At 38.9% G+C, this 18,849-nt stretch carries 19 protein-coding genes; 14 read left to right on the forward strand and 5 right to left on the reverse strand.

From position 1 onward, the window contains the following. Window positions 1-88: 88 nt before the first annotated feature. From I7H67_RS11655 to I7H67_RS11665, 3 genes are read right to left on the reverse strand one after another with little or no spacing between them, the layout of a single operon-like run. Window positions 89-1,252: a cupin domain-containing protein gene (locus I7H67_RS11655; protein WP_198307907.1), complete on the reverse strand. Its 1,164-nt coding sequence runs from the start codon at window positions 1,250-1,252 to the stop codon at window positions 89-91. A gap of 31 nt (window positions 1,253-1,283) precedes the next feature. Next, window positions 1,284-1,877, reverse strand: a complete 594-nt coding sequence (locus I7H67_RS11660; RefSeq protein ID WP_198307908.1) for a Maf family protein — start codon at window positions 1,875-1,877, stop codon at window positions 1,284-1,286. Further along, window positions 1,877-2,260: a DUF2237 family protein gene (locus I7H67_RS11665; RefSeq protein ID WP_003651438.1), complete on the reverse strand. Its 384-nt coding sequence runs from the start codon at window positions 2,258-2,260 to the stop codon at window positions 1,877-1,879. The genes I7H67_RS11660 and I7H67_RS11665 overlap by 1 nt, the downstream gene beginning before the upstream one ends. Window positions 2,261-2,398: 138 nt before the next feature. On the opposite strand from I7H67_RS11665, the gene I7H67_RS11670 reads away from it, so the two are divergent. The 3 genes from I7H67_RS11670 (at window position 2,399) to fba (ending at window position 5,115) form a co-directional block, all read left to right on the forward strand. Next, a complete protein-coding gene (locus I7H67_RS11670; protein WP_198307909.1) occupies window positions 2,399-3,586 on the forward strand; it encodes a phosphoglycerate kinase in 1,188 nt (395 codons plus the stop codon). Window positions 3,587-3,710: 124 nt separating this feature from the next. After that, window positions 3,711-3,956: a hypothetical protein gene (locus I7H67_RS11675; protein WP_013198094.1), complete on the forward strand. Its 246-nt coding sequence runs from the start codon at window positions 3,711-3,713 to the stop codon at window positions 3,954-3,956. 121 nt (window positions 3,957-4,077) lie between these two features. Further along, window positions 4,078-5,115, forward strand: a complete 1,038-nt coding sequence (gene fba / locus I7H67_RS11680; RefSeq protein WP_005304678.1) for a class II fructose-bisphosphate aldolase — start codon at window positions 4,078-4,080, stop codon at window positions 5,113-5,115. Between the two features lie 115 nt (window positions 5,116-5,230). On the opposite strand, the gene I7H67_RS11685 is transcribed toward fba, so the two are convergent. After that, on the reverse strand, window positions 5,231-6,541 hold the full coding sequence (locus tag I7H67_RS11685; RefSeq protein ID WP_198307910.1) for a peptidylprolyl isomerase: 1,311 nt from the start codon (window positions 6,539-6,541) through the stop codon (window positions 5,231-5,233). Continuing rightward, window positions 6,541-8,979, reverse strand: coding sequence for an LPS-assembly protein LptD (locus I7H67_RS11690; protein ID WP_198307911.1), 2,439 nt, complete (start codon window positions 8,977-8,979; stop codon window positions 6,541-6,543). The genes I7H67_RS11685 and I7H67_RS11690 overlap by 1 nt, the downstream gene beginning before the upstream one ends. Window positions 8,980-9,099: 120 nt before the next feature. On the opposite strand from I7H67_RS11690, the gene I7H67_RS11695 reads away from it, so the two are divergent. The 11 genes from I7H67_RS11695 to I7H67_RS11745 all read left to right on the forward strand — a co-directional run bounded on the left by I7H67_RS11695 (window position 9,100) and on the right by I7H67_RS11745 (window position 18,841). Next, on the forward strand, window positions 9,100-10,113 hold the full coding sequence (locus tag I7H67_RS11695; protein ID WP_151987963.1) for an aminoglycoside phosphotransferase family protein: 1,014 nt from the start codon (window positions 9,100-9,102) through the stop codon (window positions 10,111-10,113). Further along, on the forward strand, window positions 10,113-10,802 hold the full coding sequence (murU, locus tag I7H67_RS11700) for an N-acetylmuramate alpha-1-phosphate uridylyltransferase MurU (RefSeq protein ID WP_198307912.1): 690 nt from the start codon (window positions 10,113-10,115) through the stop codon (window positions 10,800-10,802). The genes I7H67_RS11695 and murU overlap by 1 nt, the downstream gene beginning before the upstream one ends. 87 nt (window positions 10,803-10,889) lie before the next feature. After that, a complete protein-coding gene (rsmG, locus tag I7H67_RS11705) occupies window positions 10,890-11,522 on the forward strand; it encodes a 16S rRNA (guanine(527)-N(7))-methyltransferase RsmG (protein WP_003651451.1) in 633 nt (210 codons plus the stop codon). 21 nt (window positions 11,523-11,543) lie between these two features. Further along, complete coding sequence (locus I7H67_RS11710) at window positions 11,544-12,326, forward strand: ParA family protein (protein ID WP_003651453.1); 783 nt, start codon at window positions 11,544-11,546, stop codon at window positions 12,324-12,326. Further along, entirely contained in the window at window positions 12,323-13,210 is an 888-nt protein-coding gene (locus I7H67_RS11715) for a ParB/RepB/Spo0J family partition protein (protein ID WP_198307913.1), read from the forward strand. The genes I7H67_RS11710 and I7H67_RS11715 overlap by 4 nt, the downstream gene beginning before the upstream one ends. A 50-nt stretch (window positions 13,211-13,260) precedes the next feature. Then, a complete protein-coding gene (locus I7H67_RS11720) occupies window positions 13,261-13,896 on the forward strand; it encodes a MotA/TolQ/ExbB proton channel family protein (RefSeq protein WP_198307914.1) in 636 nt (211 codons plus the stop codon). 14 nt (window positions 13,897-13,910) lie between these two features. Further along, window positions 13,911-14,339: an ExbD/TolR family protein gene (locus I7H67_RS11725; RefSeq protein WP_004642621.1), complete on the forward strand. Its 429-nt coding sequence runs from the start codon at window positions 13,911-13,913 to the stop codon at window positions 14,337-14,339. After that, window positions 14,336-16,063: a lipid A export permease/ATP-binding protein MsbA gene (gene msbA / locus I7H67_RS11730; RefSeq protein ID WP_049836516.1), complete on the forward strand. Its 1,728-nt coding sequence runs from the start codon at window positions 14,336-14,338 to the stop codon at window positions 16,061-16,063. Before I7H67_RS11725 ends, msbA begins: the two co-directional genes overlap by 4 nt. A gap of 2 nt (window positions 16,064-16,065) precedes the next feature. After that, a complete protein-coding gene (gene lpxK, locus I7H67_RS11735; RefSeq protein WP_198307915.1) occupies window positions 16,066-17,076 on the forward strand; it encodes a tetraacyldisaccharide 4'-kinase in 1,011 nt (336 codons plus the stop codon). Window positions 17,077-17,085: 9 nt separating this feature from the next. Next, window positions 17,086-17,847, forward strand: a complete 762-nt coding sequence (gene kdsB / locus I7H67_RS11740; protein ID WP_198307916.1) for a 3-deoxy-manno-octulosonate cytidylyltransferase — start codon at window positions 17,086-17,088, stop codon at window positions 17,845-17,847. 13 nt (window positions 17,848-17,860) lie between these two features. Then, entirely contained in the window at window positions 17,861-18,841 is a 981-nt protein-coding gene (locus tag I7H67_RS11745) for a DNA polymerase III subunit delta' (RefSeq protein ID WP_198307917.1), read from the forward strand. The last annotated feature ends 8 nt before the right edge of the window (window positions 18,842-18,849 follow it).

The following is an 18,849-nucleotide window of genomic DNA, read 5'->3' on the forward strand; positions in this document are numbered from 1 at the left end:
CAATAATCGAGTTTATTTTGAGTTAGGTTGTTAATTTAAAAAGTAGACTTTTCCACGTTCATGAAAAAGTCCACCTTTATTAAGACGTTTACTCGGCAGGAGGTAAAAGCATCAGAATAGATTCATTTAACAAGTGAGCAACGTTTTCTAGCGTTTCATCATTATTAAATTGGCTATCGAAAGCTAGACTTTCTCCATTAGCAATTGCTTTTAATTTTTGCTCAAAGGACTCAGCTATAAATAGGGCTTCACCATTTCCCCAAAAGTTTAGGGTTCCGTTTTTTTCTGTATAGAGTAGGCGAGAGGCAGGCTCTAAAAGAACTTCGTAACCTTCGTGTAAAATTTCCTTCAAGTCATCGACTTCGATTTCATCAGCCTCTGGAATATTATCTGGATATTTAGGTTCACTCATATAAGACATGATAGCGGCATCAAGTGCTGCCGAATCTTGTAATTGAGCTAATACTAAGTCTTTTAGGTGGCTAAGTTCAGAGGCATTAATTTCCCCAATTTGATTCATCTGTTTGCGTGCAATGTCGACAACAGGATTTTGCAATAAAGTATTAGCTGAAAATTGATCACTAATACGCTCCATCATCCCAGCAATGTTTGGCATACGAAAGCCAAATGAGAACGTTAGGCAATCATCTTCAGCAACGCCATAATGTGCCATTCCAGGTGGAACATATAGCAAATCACCAGGTGCCAAAATTTCATCAAATTGCACATCTATTTCTGGCAATAGTTTTAATGGTTGATTGGGTACAAAGGCAGTATTTGCATCGCACATTTGTCCTAACTGCCAGCGACGATGTCCATGACCTTGAACTAGAAACACATCATAAAAATCAAAATGCTTTCCTACCGAACCACCTTTAGGAGCGTAAGAGACCATAATGTCATCACGACGCCATTGAGGAATAAATGGAAATTTTTTCCAAAGTTCAGACAGATCAAATGAATAGTGATCTACCGCTTGTACTAAAATCGACCATAGTTTTGGTAGCTTTTGAAAATCACCCTTGGTTAGAGGTGAAGACTTGACGTGCCATTCATCTGGATTTTTATCTTTTTGGCGAATGAGTCGGGCACTCGCATGTTCTTCCAAAGCAAGTTCTTGCACATCTTGGGGTTCTAAAAGACCGACAATTTCTGGCAACCCGTTACGTACCAGTAAAGGTTTTTTTTGCCAATATTCTGCTAAAAATTGTTCGGCAGTAATACCGCCTAAAACTGCTAAAGGTTCTGTCATGGAAATAACCTATTTATAAAAATATCTAAAATTAAGGAATTTGTAGACCAAGCTGCCTTAAAATATGGCAAAGTTGAATCATGGGTAAACCCATAAGTGTCGTCTGATCTAGGCCTGTCATTTTTTCGAACAAACTAATTCCTAAACTTTCACACTTAAAGCTACCAGCACAATGGAGTGGTTGATCTAATGCAATATATCGTTCAATTTCAGCTTGAGTTAGGGTTCGGAATTTAACTTGATAATGTTCAACAAGCGTTTGCTCAAAATTCCCATCAAGCCATTGCACACTGAGTGCCGTACTAAAGAAGACAGTTCGACCTGAGTTTTCTGCTAACTGTATTTTGGCATTTTCAGTGGTCATTGGTTTACCAATAAAGTCGTTAGGATCGTGTTCTCGCCATGCGACTTGATCGGAACCAATAATAATTGCATGTGGGTTTTTTGCAGCAACCATTTGAGCTTTTGTGAAAGCTAGCCTTTTCGCAAGTTCATCAGCATGGGTTTCATTGCGAGGGCTCTCATCAATATCAGGACTAACACAGATATAGTTAATCCCTAGGCGATCCATTAAGGCTTTACGCGTTTGACTGCTTGATGCCAAAATAATTTGTGGCTGAACCATTACACTGCAAATTCCATTAAAACATCTAAAGGCACATAGCTTAATACAGCTTGGTGACATGCATGTATTTTGATAGGAGGCGCCTGACCTGCTTGATATGCTTCAACCCAGCGGGTTACACAGATACACCAAAAATCACCGGGTTTTAGACCAGGGAAATCTACTTCTGGTAACGGGGTAATAAGATCATTACCTATTTTTTGTGAAAAATTTAAGAAATCAGAGGTCATTTGCGCACATACGGTATGCTGACCAAGGTCTGTTACTGCTGTGTGGCAGAAGCCATTTCTAAAATAGCCAGTAATAGGGTCGAAACAACAACTTGCTAAAGGTTCCCCTAAAACATTTAAACGATTGATTTGTGGATCTGGATGAATAGACATAATGGATGAAATATCAAATGACTATCTCTATCATAATCAAAACTCAGGCTTTCTACAGCTTTTATGCAAAAAAACTAACCTTTTTTGATGTAATCATTTAAAATTGGCCCGTTTTTAAAATCATAAAGAGAGCTTTACATGAATTTTCAGCGTATGACTGACCTTAACTTAACAGGTAAACGCGTCCTTATTCGTGAAGATTTAAACGTTCCTGTCAAAAATGGTGTGATTACTAGTGATGCTCGCTTACGTGCAGCATTACCAACTATCAAGGGTGCTTTAGAAAAAGGCGCTGCAGTGATGGTATTTTCACATCTAGGTCGTCCTGTTGAAGGTGAACCAAAGCCGGAACAATCACTTGCACCAGTCGCTGCTTATTTAACAGAAGTATTGGGTCAAGAAGTTAAATTGTTAACAGATTACCTAGATGGCGTAGAAGTTGAAGCTGGTCAAGTTATATTGCTTGAGAATGTACGCTTTAACCATGGCGAAAAGAAAAATAATCCAGAGCTTGCACAAAAATATGCTGCATTATGCGATGTATTTGTAATGGATGCATTTGGTACTGCTCACCGTGCTGAAGCGTCTACTGAAGGTGTAGCTCGTTTTGCTCCTGTAGCGGCAGCTGGCCCTTTATTGGCAGCTGAGTTAGATGCACTAGGCCGTGCAATGCAAACTCCTGAAAAACCAATGGTTGCAATTGTTGCAGGTTCTAAAGTTTCAACTAAACTTGATGTTTTAAACTCACTTTCTAGTATTTGTGATCAACTTATTGTTGGTGGTGGTATTGCAAATACATTCTTGGCAGCTGCTGGTTTCAATGTTGGTAAGTCACTATACGAAGCTGACTTGGTTGAAACTGCAAAACAAATTGCAGCTAAAGTAAGTGTTCCACTTCCTACAGATGTGGTAGTTGCGGATGCTTCACAAATTAATTTTGAAGATTTCTTGGGTTCTTTAGCAGCAGCGCAAGCAGTTGTGAAGAAAGTAGAAGATGTAACATCAAATGACATGATTTTAGATGTTGGCCCAGAAACAGCTAAAGCATTTGCAAATATTTTAACAACGTCAAAAACGATTCTTTGGAATGGTCCTGTAGGCGTATTTGAAGTTGATCAGTTTGGTGAAGGTACGAAAGCGCTTTCGCTTGCTGTTGCTGAATCTGCTGGTTTCTCTATTGCTGGTGGTGGAGATACTTTAGCTGCGATTGATAAATATAACGTTGCTGATCAAATTGGTTATATTTCTACAGGTGGCGGCGCCTTCCTTGAGTTTGTTGAAGGAAAGACTTTGCCAGCAGTTGCAGTTTTACTTGAGCGTGCTTAATACTGTTATCTAAAAACAAGAAGGGATTGGGTTACCAGTCCCTTTTTTCATGGATAGGTCATTAAACTGTCATATATCTGCAATAAAATAGCGAGCATTAAATCACCGACTGTGGACAATAGTGATGAATTTAAAGCTTACATTTGCTGCTGTGTTAATTGTACCGATGATGTTGACTGCTTGTGCTAAGAAAGATGAAGCATCTCAGGCTGGACAAGAATCGGCAGCTTCTACTGCTGTTTCTGAAAAAGTAACGCCTGAGCAACAAGCAGCAATTGATGCGATTGATAAGCCAGTTTTAGATGAAAAGAATACTGATGTGGTTGAAGGTAGTGCATCAAGTGAGGCTGCTGCTTCAGAAACACATTAATTTGTTGTTTTTTGTTAAAAAATCCCTGCATTTGCGGGGATTTTTTTTGAAATACTGTGATTTGTTGCTGAATTGAAATAAATGAAAGGGTAGAATAACCCGCACTACCTGGGAGGATATTATGGCACTCATTTCAATGCGCCAGCTCTTGGATCACGCTGCTGAACATAACTACGGCGTACCAGCATTTAACGTAAATAACTTAGAACAAATGCGCGCAATCATGCTTGCCGCGGATGCAACCAATTCACCTGTAATTGTTCAAGCATCAGCTGGAGCTCGCAAATATGCAGGCGCTCCATTCTTACGCCATCTTATTTTGGCTGCAATTGAAGAATGGCCACATATTCCAGTGGTAATGCACCAAGATCATGGTACAAGCCCTGATATCTGTCAGCGTTCAATTCAGCTTGGCTTTAGCTCGGTGATGATGGACGGTTCATTAGGTGTAGACGGTAAAACCCCTACATCTTACGAATACAACGTTGATGTAACTCGTAATGTCGTTGCTTTAGCGCATGCATGTGGTGTTTCTGTCGAAGGTGAGATTGGCTGTTTAGGTAGCCTTGAAACTGGTATGGCTGGTGAAGAAGATGGTGTTGGCGCAGAAGGTGTGCTAGACCACTCACAACTTTTAACTTCTGTTGAAGAAGCGACTCAGTTCGTTGCTGATACAAATGTTGATGCACTGGCAATTGCAGTTGGTACTTCACACGGTGCGTATAAATTTACGCGTCCACCTACAGGCGATATCTTGGCAATTGACCGCATTAAAGAAATTCATGCGGCATTACCAAATACTCACCTTGTAATGCATGGTTCGAGTTCTGTTCCGCAAGAATGGTTAAAGGTAATCAATGAGTTTGGCGGTAATATTGGCGAAACTTATGGCGTACCTGTTGAGCAGCTTGTAGAAGCAATCAAACACGGTGTACGTAAAATCAACATTGATACTGATTTACGTTTAGCTTCAACAGGTGCGATTCGTCAATTTTTGGCAGAGAATCCATCTGAGTTTGATCCACGCAAATACTTTGCTAAAACCGTTGATACAATGAAGCAAATTTGTATCGATCGTTATGAAGCATTTGGTACAGCTGGAAATGCTGACAAGATTCGTCCAATTTCTTTAGAGAAAATGGTTGATCGTTATAAATAATTCCCGTTAGGGTTTAATTTTAAAAAACCGGTTATTTATAACCGGTTTTTTATTAAGTGAATTTTATTCATAAAAAAACCTGCGATGAACGCAGGTTTTAATGAAGACAAAAGACTTACTTTTGTAGGTTCTTTTTGTCTAGACTTGGATCTTTAATTTCTACATAAGCATTCGCACGCACTTCACGCAACCAGCTGTCGATTTCGGTATTAAATTGGCGTTCACCTAAAATCTGACGAGCCATACGCTCTTGATATTCATGAGTCATATCTTTTTCGCGTTTTTCAGTTACTTGTAAAATGTGCCAACCGAATTGAGTTTGGAATGGTTCGCTGATTTCACCTACAGGAATTTCCTGCATTTTTTTGTCAAATTCAGGCACCATCATGCCTGGAGTTACCCAACCTAAGCTACCGCCATCACGCGCTGAACCTGTATCATTTGAATAGGTCGCTGCAAGAGTTGCAAAATCATCGCCAGCTTTTAAGCGTTTATAGATGTTGTCAATAATTTGCTTGGCATTATCAAGGCTAACCACTTCAGACGGTTGAATAAGAATATGGCGGGTTTGATATTGAGGTACTAAAGCTTTTTGCTCATTTTGTTTACGTTCAATAAGCTTTAAAACATGTACACCATCACGTGCTGAAATTAAGTCGGTTGTTTGACCTTCTTGTAATGGGGTAATACGGGCTGCAAGCTCGGCAGGAATATCTGAAAGTGGGCGGAATCCCATGTCAGCCCCATCAACTTTTGCATTTGCAGTTGAAAGCTTTTTCAATGCGTTTATATCATTATTTTGCGCAAGCTTTGAGCGTACTTCTTGAGCGACAGATTGAACTTCCTGCGGATTATCACCAGTAATACGCATATGAATTACATGCGCTTGGTTGCCTAAAGCTGCCTGTCCCTGAGGTGATTTCAAGAAGTTTTCTACGTCTTGGTCACTAATTTTAATACGAGACATGACTTGTTGTTGGCGCAAACGGCTAATCGCTAAATCTTCAGCGATTCGGCCACGTAAACTTTCATAAGTTCCTGGTGCCATAGCATCCAACTTTTGCTGGAAAGCTTCTAAACTTTTACTTCCAGATTGACTTGCTACTTTTAAGACTGCTTCATTTAAGCTTTTTTCATCAGGTTTGATGCCATATTTTTTAACTTGTTCAAGTTGTGCCTCACGCAAGATGAGTTGATCTAATACCTGAAATTGTAAATATTGCTGAGGTGGAACCTCTTTTTTTTGTGCTTGTAGTTCATGAGCGGCTTCAGCCATCCCTTGTTGAAGATCACTTTTTAAAATTACGCTATTGTCCACAATTGCCACAACTTCATCAGCGGGTTGGGCAAAACTATGCATTGATGAAGAGATTAGGGCAGCAAGGGTAGTTGCTTTAAAAAACTGTTTAAGATGCTTTGTCTTCATTAACGTTGTGTCCAAGATTGATTAATTTTGTTAAAACCTAAAACGCGATTTTCAAGTAAAGACGCGAGTTTATTGTTTAAACCACCTAAACCTTTTAGCGTAATTTCGGCCATAATGGCACGTTTTTCACTAACATCTGGAGATTTTGGATCATCTAGATCGTTATAGTATGAGCGACCATAGACAGAAATGCCCCAGCAACATGACTCATAGTTAACCCCTAGTAATATCTCGCGGGCAACATCATTGTCCATGTCATATTGTACGTGGCCCATAATACGCCAATTATCTTTAACTGGTTGTATAAACGATGCAACAACCTGATCGTAAGTATCTTGACGTCCTGCAATGTCTTTACGGTAGAAATAGCCTAAGTTATATAGGTTTCCTTTATCTCCAGTATAATAAACTTGGAAATCACGCTGAGCATTGTCACCATTAGACATCCATGCTGAGTTAGCAGCAATGGTGAAGTTTTGGTTTAACTGGCTCGTTAAACTTACAACTGGACCAGTGTTACTTTCAGTATCAATCTCATCTTGTTGCTTTAATGTCACACGACGATCTTCAAAATAATAACTTTGACCAACACTTGCACGTAAACGCTCTAAGCCGACTGTGTCAAAAAGGCTATAGCTTACGCCAAGTGATAGAAAGTTGTTGTCTTCAAGACGGTCATGTCCGTAGAAGCGGTAAGGGTTAAATAATTGATCGTAACTTACTGATGCTGAAGTTGAGTCAAAATTTGGATAGTTGTCTTGGTTTTTGTATGGAGCATATGCATAAAACACACGAGGGGTAAGTGTTTGTAGGTACTTGCCCTCACGTTCAAAATTCAGTCCAGTATCCAATGTGAATTGAGGTACAACGACTGATTTATTTTCAGAACCGCCATCCAGACCTTGAGATGCGATACTGTCTTTATCGTAGAATGTTTGAATAGAACGTACTGAAACTTCAGGGATTACAAATGCAGCTGGTGTGCGGTAGTTGTAGCGTGTCGCAAACTGGTTGTAGATACGTGTACCGCTACTTTCCTGAGCAGAATCATCATTAATTGATTTCTTGAAGTATGCAGTATCGTTATTAAATTCGTATTGTAAACCTAATGGATTACCTGTGACATAATTCAATAAGAATTGTGGCAAGCGCGCATAAGGCTTATCAACATCTGCAATGTCAGGGTCAAGTGTCTGGAAATCTTCGACTTTAAGCTGAGCTTTTAAACCCGGAATCCCGTGTTGATAGTTAAGTTCCCATGCTCTACGTAAGTTTAAGTCTGTTTTAGAGTTAGGACTGCTATCTAAATCTGAGAAATAGTCTTTATCTGAAGCGTAGTTGTATTCTAGATTGGTCGACCATTGATCGTTGATATTCCAGTTATGTAAGAAATGGAAATCTTTACGATCTTTATCATCATATTCTTTATCAGATGGCAACATGCCACCCCACATCTCGCCCGCACCAAAGCCATCGGTTAAATATCTAAAGTCACCTTTTAACATTGCACCGCGATCTGCTAAATATCGTGGAGTAAGTGTCAGATCATAGTTAGGAGCAAGGTTTAAATAAACCGGAACAGAAAGCTCAACACCACCATCGTTTGAGAAACCAAACTGTGGATTAAGAATACCTGTAGTTCGGCGATCATCAATTGGGAAGTTAAAGTAGGGAATTGCTAGAACTGGAACATCTTTAACATATAGTTTTGTTCCGTGGGTTGTACCACGTCCAGTTTCCTGATTTAACTCAATTTTATTTGCTTGAATTTTCCAACCAGGTTTTTGACCCGGTGGACAAGTTGAGTAGGTCGCATCGTTAAGAACCATCACATTTGGTGATGTTCTTTCGATTTTCCCTGCATGACCATGAGCATGTTGCTGTTCAGAAATATAAAAACTATTTTCTAAATTACCAGTTTGGTTTTTTAGGTTGTAATTAATTTCGTCACTCTGTGAAAGCAACCCACCTTGAGCGAGTTGTACTCGGCCTTGTGCGTGTGCAAAGGTTTGTGTCTTATCAATCGTAACCTTGTCAGCACGAACTGTGCGTCCTTCCTGATCAATAACGACATCGCCTTCTAAAACCGAGTCGCCGGCAGGATTATAATGTCCATAATTAGCCGTAACGACAGAAGTCGTCTTATCGGCATCTACGGCTTTGGTCTGTGGGTTAATCGGTGTAACCCAAGTACCTTGGCAAAATGCCGAGCTTAAATATTTATTGTCACGAAGCTGGGCCTCAGGTGCAGATTTATCAACATAGTACTGTTGAAAGAATTCTTGACCCGGGTAGGCTTCTTTGATGCTCGCTTTAAGTTGATTATTGTCTATATTGGAGACAACATCAGCTGACTCAGCATAACTTGATTGTATGGAGCCACATAAGAGCGTAAAAATAGCTGTCGCTAAAGGATTAAATTTAAACTGATGCTTCATTGTCTCATTAACCAAGTATGCTAATTCACAATTAATTATTGTCGCATCATAGAGAAAAAGTTTATAAGTGGCTACACTTAACCCTTCAAAAATCTCAGCTTGTTTTAGATTTTATTGCAAATGAATACACAACGTGAACAATTGATATATACATGGCTTACATCTGTTCTTAAAAATGATCAATTTAAGATCGCTTTTTTAGCAGGTGATGCAAGCTTCCGACGTTATGCGCGTATCCAGTTACAAAATAAAACGTATATGCTTATGGATGCCCCTCCAGAAAAAGAAGACTGTGTTCCGTTTGTGACCATTGACGAATTTTTTGCAGGCCATGGTGTACGCGTACCACAGATCGTCGCGAAAGATTTGGCTCAAGGTTTTCTGCTATTAGAAGATTTTGGTGATGTACTGTTGTCTACATTATTAAATGATGAAACAGTCGACAAATACTATGAACAAAGTTTTAAACAACTTATTCAATTGCAATCTATTGATGGGACTAACCAGTTTCCAGCTTATTCCTACGATAAATTAATGTCGGAAATGCAGTTGCTTACAGACTGGATGTTGCCATCGCTTACTATTCAGCCGACTGCTGAGCAGAAAAAAACGATTGATGATGCATTTGATTTCTTGGCTCGTGCCGCAGTAGCCCAACCACAAGTTATTGTACATCGAGATTTTCACAGTCGTAATCTGATGAAAATTGAAAATGAACTAGAGCTTGGGGTAATCGACTTCCAAGATGCTGTTATTGGCGCTGATACCTATGACTTAATTTCGATTACTCGTGATGCATATGTTCAATGGAATGCTGAGCATGTTTATCAATGGTTTAGAACCTTTTATGACTTATTGCCTGAGTCTGCCAAACAGAACCGTAGTTTTGAGCAATTTAAGCGTGATGCAGATTTAATGGCTATTCAGCGCCATATTAAAATTCTTGGCATTTTTGTTCGTTTGTTTGAGCGTGATGGTAAGTCTGGATACTTAAAAGACTTGCCGCGAGTCATGTGGTATTTACTCGAAGAAAGTCGTGGTTACGCTGAACTTGAAGAATTTATGGTATTTATCAATAACATAGTGATGCCTAAATTTATCGAGAAATATGGTAGCTATGAGGTGGCAGCATAATGAAAGCAATGATTCTTGCTGCTGGCTTGGGTAATCGTATGCGTCCACTTACGCTATATACACCAAAGCCTCTGCTTGAGGTAGGCGGTAAGCCGCTAATTGTGTGGCATATTGAAAAGCTTAAGAAAATTGGTGTGACCGAAATCGTCATCAATTCTGCATGGTTGGCCGATAAACTCATCAGTAGCTTAGGCGATGGCTCTCAATTTGGTGTGGATATCCGTTGGACACGAGAGGATGAAGGGCTAGAAACAGCGGGTGGAATTATTAATGCTTTGCCACTGCTTGGAACAGATCCGTTTATTTTGGTGAATGGAGATGTATGGACGACAATGGATTTTGAAGTTCTACCCCATATTAAGTTAAATGGTGATTTAGCACATCTTGTATTGGTTGATAACCCTAAACAGCATCCTGAAGGCGACTTTACATTATTGAATGGACGCGCTTTTACATTCGATCAAGATGTGACGGGTGAGAACCTCACTTTTAGTGGTGTGTCTGTTATCCATCCTAAGCTTTTTGATGGATTGGAACCTGGTAAACGTCCTTTAGCTCCACTGTTGAAGCAAGCGATGCACAATCAAAAAATATCTGGTGAAAAGCTTAAAGGTGCATGGGTCGATGTGGGAACACCTGAGCGTTTATTGGAGCTAGATTTGCAAATTCGTGAAGGCTTCTACGATTAAGTGTGTAATCCCTAATCGTTAACTAGTGTTCCACGATGCATAAATGGGTATACTTTGTTTTAAATTTTACTTAGATGTTATCTGTTTATGCATCCGTTTTTTCAAGAGTTACAACAGGGTAGTCAAAAACTAGGTTTATCGCTTAGCGATGAAGCTTTGGCATTATTGTTAAAGTATCAAGATGCTTTGGTACTTTGGAATAAAGCGTATAATCTGACAGCAATTCGTGATCCGAAAGAAATGTTAGTGAAGCATTTGTTGGATAGTCTAAGTATTTTAAATGACTTACCTGAAGGTAGACTGCTTGATGTGGGTACAGGTGGTGGTATGCCTGGCATGATTATTGCTCTTTGTCAGCCACAACGCCAATGTGTTCTTTTAGATTCTAATGGTAAAAAAATTCGTTTTTTGAAGCAATTTATTGCTGATCTTAAATTGAGTAACGTTGTGGCAGTGCAAACACGTGTTGAGAATCAAGATACAATTGATGAGCTTGGCCAGTTTGACGTCATAACAAGTCGAGCTTTTGCTTCTTTAACGGACTTTGTAGATGCAGCTCAGCCATATCTTCATCAGAGCAGTATAATCGCAGCGATGAAAGGTGTAGTGCCAGTTGAGGAAATTGAGCAGCTCAAGCAGGACTTTTCATGTAAAGTGATTGAACTGCGCGTACCAAGACTTGATGAACAACGTCATTTACTTTTACTTCAACGTATCTAAATAAAAAGTATTAAGGTTACCATGGCTCAAATTATTGCGATTGCAAACCAAAAGGGTGGTGTTGGTAAAACAACGACTGCAGTAAATCTTGCAGCGTCTCTAGCTGTATTAAAAAAACGTGTATTACTTGTAGATATGGACTCACAAGGTAATGCTACGATGGGGTCTGGTATTCAAAAGAACGATCTTTTGTATTCAATTACAGATGTTCTTCTTGGCGAAGTTCCAATTGAAACAGCCATTCAAAAAGCAGAAGTTGGATATAAAGTTCTAGGCTCCAATCGTGAGCTTTCAGGTGTAGAGCTCGCTATCGCAGAGCAGGAAGGTCGTGAATTCATTCTAAAGAATGCTTTGAATGAAATCAGAAATTCATTTGACTATATCATTGTGGATTGTGCTCCAAGCTTGAGTTTGATTACTGTCAATGCTTTGGCGGCTGTAGATAGTGTAATTATTCCAATGCAATGTGAATATTATGCGCTAGAGGGTTTGGCTGATTTAACACAGACTATTGATCGTATTCAAAAAGCACTCAATCCTGATTTAGAAATTATTGGTGTATTACGTACGATGTACGATGCACGAAATGCTTTAACACGTGATGTGTCTGCAGAACTAGAGCAATATTTCGGCAAAAAACTTTATGATACTGTTGTTCCACGAAATGTTCGCTTAGCAGAAGCACCAGCACACGGTTTACCTGTTATCTATTTCGAAAAAAGTTCTAAAGGTGCAGTTGCATACTTAAATCTTGCAGCTGAGATGTTAAAGAGAAGTAAAGTGAAGAAAGGAAGTAAAGTATGAGCATCAAAAAACGCGGATTGGCTAAAGGACGTGGTTTAGATGCATTACTTGGTTCAATTCAAAAAGAAAAACTACAACTGGAAGCACAGGCATTAGACCACGGACAGTTAAAGCAAATTGATGTGAATTTACTAAAGCGTGGTGAATATCAACCACGTCGTTTTATTCATGAGCATGATTTACAAGAATTAGCATCTTCTATTGAAAAACATGGCGTGATGCAGCCTATTGTAATCCGTCCAGTTGATGATGAAACACATCCATATGAAATCATTGCCGGTGAGCGTCGTTGGCGTGCAGCTCAACTTGCGGGCTTAACCGAAATTCCTGCAATTGTTCGTGACTTAAATGATCAGGTTGCAATTGCATTAGCGTTAATTGAAAACATTCAGCGTCAAGATTTAAATCCAATTGATCAAGCAATAGCTCTACAACGCTTTCATGATGAATTTGGTTTAAGTCATCAAGAAATTGCTGACACAGTTGGTAAAGCACGTACTACTGTCAGTAATCTACTGCGCTTATTGAGTTTAGCTGATGATATTAAAGATTTCATGCAGCAAGGGCAGCTTGATATGGGGCATGCTCGAGCAATTTTGACATTGAAAGGTAAAGATCAATTAGAAGTTGCTAGAATTGTAATCGAGAAAGGATTGTCCGTTCGTCAAACAGAGCAATTGGTGCGTGATAGAAGTGAGCCTAAGCAGGAAAAGGAAAAAGCACCTGTAGCACCAGATATTGAGCAATTGACACAAAAATTATCAGAGCGTTTTGGCGCTAATGTAAAAATTGATCATAACCAAAAAGGTAAAGGTAAACTTGTTATTCATTACCATACCTTGGATGAGTTAGATGGCATTTTAAATATTTGCTTGCCAGAATAATTTGCAGTTGGGTCATGTATTTCTAATTTTATATTCTTGGGGAAGAACATATGTGGGAACTTGTGAGAGCGGGTGGCTGGTTGATGCTGCCTTTAATTCTATGCTCAATTTTAACTGTTGCGATCAGTATTGAACGTTTTGTTCGGTTAAGACGTTCACAAGTTCTACCCGAAGCATTAAGCGGTAAGTGCTCTTTAAGAGCTGAAGATATAGTGGAAAGTTTAGAACAAAATGTAGAAGTGCAAAATAGTGCATTGGGACACATTTTAAAAGCAGGCTTTGAGCATCGCGAACATGGTGAGCAATTTGCTCGCGCGCAAATGGAAGTTGCAGCTTCTCAAGAAATTTCCTATTTAGAAAAAAATATTAATTTCTTGGGCACTTTAAGTGCTGTAGCGCCGTTACTCGGATTGCTTGGCACTGTGGTGGGAATTATTGAGTCATTTCTTGTGATTGATTTTGGATCGGCTGGTAGTCCAAGTTTAATGATCCCTGGTATCTCTAAAGCATTAATTACCACGGCTGTTGGAATGTTAATTGCAATTCCTGCTCTAATTGCTTATCGCTATTTCCAAAGAGTAGTACAAGATTATATTGCTGAATTAGAACAGCAATCGACCTTGTTTCATGCTTCATTGTTCTATAAGCGTTCTTTGTCTGTAGCTGAACACCGCCGTGTTGGTTAAGAGGTGGACGCCAAATGAAGTTTAAACGTTCTCAAGTTGAAGACATTCATATCAATTTAACGCCTATGATTGACTGTTTGTTGTTCATTTTGGTTTTTTTATTGCTGTCGACCACTTTTAATCAGCCAAGTCGCATCAATTTAACATTACCAGATGCACAAGGTGTTCCACCAAAACAGTACGATCATAAAATTGAAGTCGTGGTAGACTCTGCTGGTCATTATGCTGTGAATGGTCAAGCGCTTTCATCTAAAGAGGTTGCTGATCTGAGTACTGCAATTAAGCAAGTTGCTCAAGAGCACCGTGACTTTATGTTCATCATTGCTGCGGATGCCAAAGCGTCTCATCAGGATGTAATTCGCGTTATGGATGTGGCAGGACAACTCGGTTTTGTTAACATCAATATTAGTACCAAAGTTCCTTCTAGAGGTTTTTCTGAGTGAATCAAGATTTTAAGGTTTATACGCGTCTCTTAGCCTATTTAAAACCTTATTGGGGCGTGGCCTTATTAGTACTTATCGGGTTCGGTATTAACTCAGCAACAGAAGTTTCCGTTGCTAAATTGATTAAATTTATTATTGATGCAATCCAAAACAGTAGTAGAGCAGATTTGGATTGGTTCCCGTTATTAATTATTTTATTAGTATTCTTCCGCGGCTTAGGCCTATTTATGGGCGGCTACTATACTGCGGTGATTTCCCGTAGTTTAGTTTTTAGTATTCGTCAGGAAGTTTACGCCAAACTTTTAAGACTCCCAGCACAATATTACTTAGATAACTCATCTGGCCATATTACTGCCAAAATTATGTATAACGTTGAACAGCTAACAGCTGCTTCTTCGGAATCATTAAGAACCATTGTTAGGGATGGGATGATTACTATTGGACTATTAGGCTATCTGTTCTATACCAATTGGCGTCTTACCTTATGCGTTTTTGTTTTTTTACCAGTAATTGGTGTATTGGTACGTAAAGCTTCGAAACGTATGCGAAAGCTTTCGTTACAAGTTCAAGATACGATGGGGGATGTGAACCATGTTGTCCAAGAAAGTATCAATGGTAATGCTGTAGTAAAAACTTTTGCTGGTGAAGAATCTGAACAAAAACGTTTTTATAAGTCATCGGAAGAGAACTTAAAACGCGGTTTAAAAATGGTGATTGTGCAAAACCTGAATAGTCCAGTTGTTCAGGTAGTAATGGCTTGTGCTATGGCCCTTATTGTTTGGTTAGCTTTGCGACCTCAGATTTTAGGTAATACAAGTGCTGGTGAATTTGTAGCCTATCTTACAGCTGCTGGTCTATTAGCAAAACCAGTTAAAAGCTTGACGGATGTTAATGAAAAGTTACAACGTGGTTTAGCAGCAGCTCATTCTGTTTTTGAATTACTAGATTTACCTGAAGAGCAAAATAACGGTCAATTGAAGCCTAAATTAAATGGTGCAATCCGTTTTGATCATGTGACATTAAATTATGCTGATGGCGTAGCAGCTATTAAAGATTTTTCGTTAGATATTCTCCCGGGTCAAACAGTGGCATTGGTTGGTCGTTCAGGAGCTGGTAAAAGTTCATTAGTGAATATGTTGGTACGTTTTCAAGAAGTATCGAGTGGACAAATTTATTTAGATGATTTGCCAATTAATGATATTGAACTTTCTTGTCTGCGTACACAAATTGCAATGGTAAATCAACAGGTTATATTGTTTAACCGTACTGTTCGTGAAAATATCGCATATGGTCAGTTGGAAGGTGCATCAGATGAAAAAATCTATGCAGCGGCAAAAGCAGCCTATGCACATGACTTCATCATGAATTTGCCAAACGGTTATGACACTGTTTTAGGCGCACAAGGTTTAAACCTATCTGGTGGTCAGCGTCAACGAATTGCAATTGCTCGAGCAATCTTAAAGAATGCTCCAATTCTAATTTTAGATGAAGCTACAAGTGCTCTCGATAATGAATCTGAACATTTTATTCAGCAAGCATTTGATGAAGCGATGCAAGACCGTACAACGATCGTTATTGCACACCGTTTATCAACAATTGAAAATGCTGACCGTATTGTAGTGATGGATCAAGGGCAAATCGTTGAGCAAGGTACTCATAAAGAGCTTCTTGAGAAACATGGTGCTTATTATCAATTACATCAGCGTAATTTTGAGGATAACTAAGCATGTCATTGGCCCAGCTGATCCAGAATGCATGGAATAAGCAATCGAGTTGGTTGATTGCTTTACGTCCATTATCTTGTTTGTATCGTGCTGGGTTTCTATTAAATCGTAATTTTTATACTGCGGGTTTAAAGAAAGTTTATAAAGCACCTGTACCTGTCATGGTGATTGGTAATATTACTGTGGGTGGAAGTGGAAAAACTCCGTTATTAATACAACTGGTGAATTATCTACAACAGCATAATGTCAAAGTTGGGGTCATTAGCCGTGGGTATGGTGGTACAGGTCCTTTTCCCATGTTGGTTACTTCGGGTGCTCAAGCAACTCAGGTTGGAGATGAGCCTGCATTAATTGTTCAATCGACAAGTGTGCCAATGGCAGTAGGTCCTAATAGGCAGGCTGCAATAGAACTTTTATTAGCATCAACATCAGTAGATTTAATTATTAGTGATGATGGTTTGCAGCATTGGGCATTGGGACGACAAATCGAGTGGATTGTACTCGATCAAAATCGCGGCTTAGGAAATCAAAAACTATTACCTGAAGGATATTTAAGAGAGCCAGTTGAGCGTTTAGAAACTGGAACAGTAATTGAACATGCGTATAAACCAACTACAGAATTAAATATGCATCTTGAGACTGGACAGCCATATTTACTCAATCCTTCGCCAAGGGTCGAACACAGTTTTAATCCTCAAAGTAATTATCATGCTGTAGTGGGTATTGGCTTTCCACAGCGTTTTTATCAAACACTTAAAGATTTAGGCCTGAAACAATTTCAAGAACATGCGTTTCGCGACCATCATGATTACTCAATCGATGATTTAATTTTTAATGATGAACTGCCACTTATTACAACTGAAAAAGATGCGGTTAAATTATTGCCATTGCTTGAAAAATATCCAGAATTTAAACAGCCTATTTGGGTTGTTCCTGTTAAAGCTATCCTGTCTGTAGAGTGTTATCAGGTTTTAAAGCAGCAACTGCAACAACTTGATATCCAATTATCTTAGGAAGAAAAAATGAAACACATCGTCATTCCAGCACGCTTCTCAAGTTCGCGTTTGCCAGGTAAGCCATTGTTGCTTATTCATGATCGTCCTATGATTTTACGTGTAGTGGATCAAGCCAAAAAAGTTGAAGGTTTTGATGATCTATGTGTGGCAACAGATGATGAACGTATTGCGGAGATTTGTCGTGCAGATGGTGTAGATGTTGTTCTCACGAGTCCTGATCACCCATCAGGAACAGACCGATTAAGTGAAGTTGCGCGTATTAAAGGTTGGGATGCTAATGACATTATTGTAAATGTTCAGGGAGATGAACCTTTATTACCAGCCCAACTTGTTAAGCAAGTTGCAAAACTTTTGGTTGATAAACCAAATTGTTCAATGTCGACGTTGTGTGAGTCTATTCATACCTTAGATGAATTTCAGCGCGATAGTATTGTAAAAGTAGTCATCTCTAAACAAAATGAAGCCTTATATTTTAGCCGAGCAACTATTCCTTATGATCGGGATGGAGCTAAACATGATGAACCGACTTTACATACACAAGCATTTCGTCATTTGGGTTTATATGCGTATCGAGTGAGCTTATTACAAGAATATGTGAACTGGGATATGGGTAAGCTTGAAAAATTAGAAAGTCTTGAACAATTACGTGTTTTAGAAAATGGACATCGTATTGCGATTGCTGTTGCTCAAGCAAATTTACCACCCGGTGTGGACACTCAAGCTGATCTTGATCGCTTAAATAATATGCCAGTCGAATCTTTTGAATAAGCGTTAATTTTTAATGAATCCGAATGTAACTTCAAAGGTTTATCCTTGGCAGAAAACAACTTGGGATACCTTAACAACAAGGTTTCCCAATATTGGACATGGCCTATTATTCTATGGCAAGGAAGGCTGTGGGAAACATGCATTTGCTAAGCATTTCTTGGCCTGGGTGCTTTGTCTAAATAAGCAGCCTCATGGTGCTTGTGGTGAATGTAGCAGCTGTCAATGGTTAAAATCGGATACTCATCCAAATTATGTCCATATCACAACAGATGAAGAAAATAAAAAGCAAAATGCAAAAATAAAAATCGAAAAGATTCGAGATTTACTGCCTTTCGTGCAACAAACAGGAGAGGGTTGGCGCGTTATTCTTATTGAACCTGCTGAAGCTCTTAACTTAGCATCTTCAAATGCGCTATTAAAAACCTTGGAAGAACCAGGTGAGCGTGTTGTTTTAATTTTATTGGCCGATCACTATCTTAAATTACCAGCCACTATTCGTAGCCGATTGCAGCACTTTGCTTTAGACCGCATTTCATATGAGCAGGCTACTTCATATTTGAATGAGCATTTATCTGAAATTGCAGAAGTCCAACCTGATTTATTGCTTGGTCTATCTAATGATATGCCTTTACAAGCTATAGAAATTGCAAAAAGTGATTGGTTTACTAAACGACAGACTTTCTTAAATGACTGGCTAAAAATTGTAGCTCAAAAAAATATGCCTTTATTTTTCTCAGGAAAATGGCAAAAAGAATTAAGTTTTAGCGATTTTATCGTACTTTTTGAGTACTTGTTGGGAGATTTAATTTGTGTCAAGCTAAATCAACCGCAGAAAAATACAGATTTAGATTTTGATCAATTAATTCCATATTACGATTTAGAAAGCTTATTCAATATTTATAGTGAACTACAACAAGCAAAAAAGCTTGTTGAGCAAAATGTACAAAGTCAACTTATTATAGATCAATTGTTTATAACGTTAATGAATGTTTAAGGGGAAGA

It is taken from the genome of Acinetobacter sp. ACIN00229 (assembly GCF_016106645.1).
Lineage (GTDB): Bacteria > Pseudomonadota > Gammaproteobacteria > Pseudomonadales > Moraxellaceae > Acinetobacter > Acinetobacter oleivorans.

Excerpts from the sequence above, each read along its gene's own strand:
- rsmG (WP_003651451.1), top strand. The coding sequence starts at position 10,890 with ATGCATCCGTTTTTTCAAGAGTTACAACAGGGTAGTCAAAAACTAGGT.
- I7H67_RS11690 (WP_198307911.1), bottom strand. The coding sequence starts at position 8,979 with ATGAAGCATCAGTTTAAATTTAATCCTTTAGCGACAGCTATTTTTACG.
- I7H67_RS11695 (WP_151987963.1), top strand. The coding sequence starts at position 9,100 with ATGAATACACAACGTGAACAATTGATATATACATGGCTTACATCTGTT.
- I7H67_RS11660 (WP_198307908.1), bottom strand. The coding sequence starts at position 1,877 with ATGGTTCAGCCACAAATTATTTTGGCATCAAGCAGTCAAACGCGTAAA.
- I7H67_RS11745 (WP_198307917.1), top strand. The coding sequence starts at position 17,861 with ATGAATCCGAATGTAACTTCAAAGGTTTATCCTTGGCAGAAAACAACT.
- I7H67_RS11710 (WP_003651453.1), top strand. The coding sequence starts at position 11,544 with ATGGCTCAAATTATTGCGATTGCAAACCAAAAGGGTGGTGTTGGTAAA.
- I7H67_RS11670 (WP_198307909.1), top strand. The coding sequence starts at position 2,399 with ATGAATTTTCAGCGTATGACTGACCTTAACTTAACAGGTAAACGCGTC.
- fba (WP_005304678.1), top strand. The coding sequence starts at position 4,078 with ATGGCACTCATTTCAATGCGCCAGCTCTTGGATCACGCTGCTGAACAT.
- I7H67_RS11675 (WP_013198094.1), top strand. The coding sequence starts at position 3,711 with ATGAATTTAAAGCTTACATTTGCTGCTGTGTTAATTGTACCGATGATG.
- I7H67_RS11715 (WP_198307913.1), top strand. The coding sequence starts at position 12,323 with ATGAGCATCAAAAAACGCGGATTGGCTAAAGGACGTGGTTTAGATGCA.
- I7H67_RS11655 (WP_198307907.1), bottom strand. The coding sequence starts at position 1,252 with ATGACAGAACCTTTAGCAGTTTTAGGCGGTATTACTGCCGAACAATTT.
- lpxK (WP_198307915.1), top strand. The coding sequence starts at position 16,066 with ATGTCATTGGCCCAGCTGATCCAGAATGCATGGAATAAGCAATCGAGT.
- I7H67_RS11725 (WP_004642621.1), top strand. The coding sequence starts at position 13,911 with ATGAAGTTTAAACGTTCTCAAGTTGAAGACATTCATATCAATTTAACG.
- I7H67_RS11720 (WP_198307914.1), top strand. The coding sequence starts at position 13,261 with ATGTGGGAACTTGTGAGAGCGGGTGGCTGGTTGATGCTGCCTTTAATT.
- kdsB (WP_198307916.1), top strand. The coding sequence starts at position 17,086 with ATGAAACACATCGTCATTCCAGCACGCTTCTCAAGTTCGCGTTTGCCA.
- I7H67_RS11665 (WP_003651438.1), bottom strand. The coding sequence starts at position 2,260 with ATGTCTATTCATCCAGATCCACAAATCAATCGTTTAAATGTTTTAGGG.
- I7H67_RS11685 (WP_198307910.1), bottom strand. The coding sequence starts at position 6,541 with ATGAAGACAAAGCATCTTAAACAGTTTTTTAAAGCAACTACCCTTGCT.
- murU (WP_198307912.1), top strand. The coding sequence starts at position 10,113 with ATGAAAGCAATGATTCTTGCTGCTGGCTTGGGTAATCGTATGCGTCCA.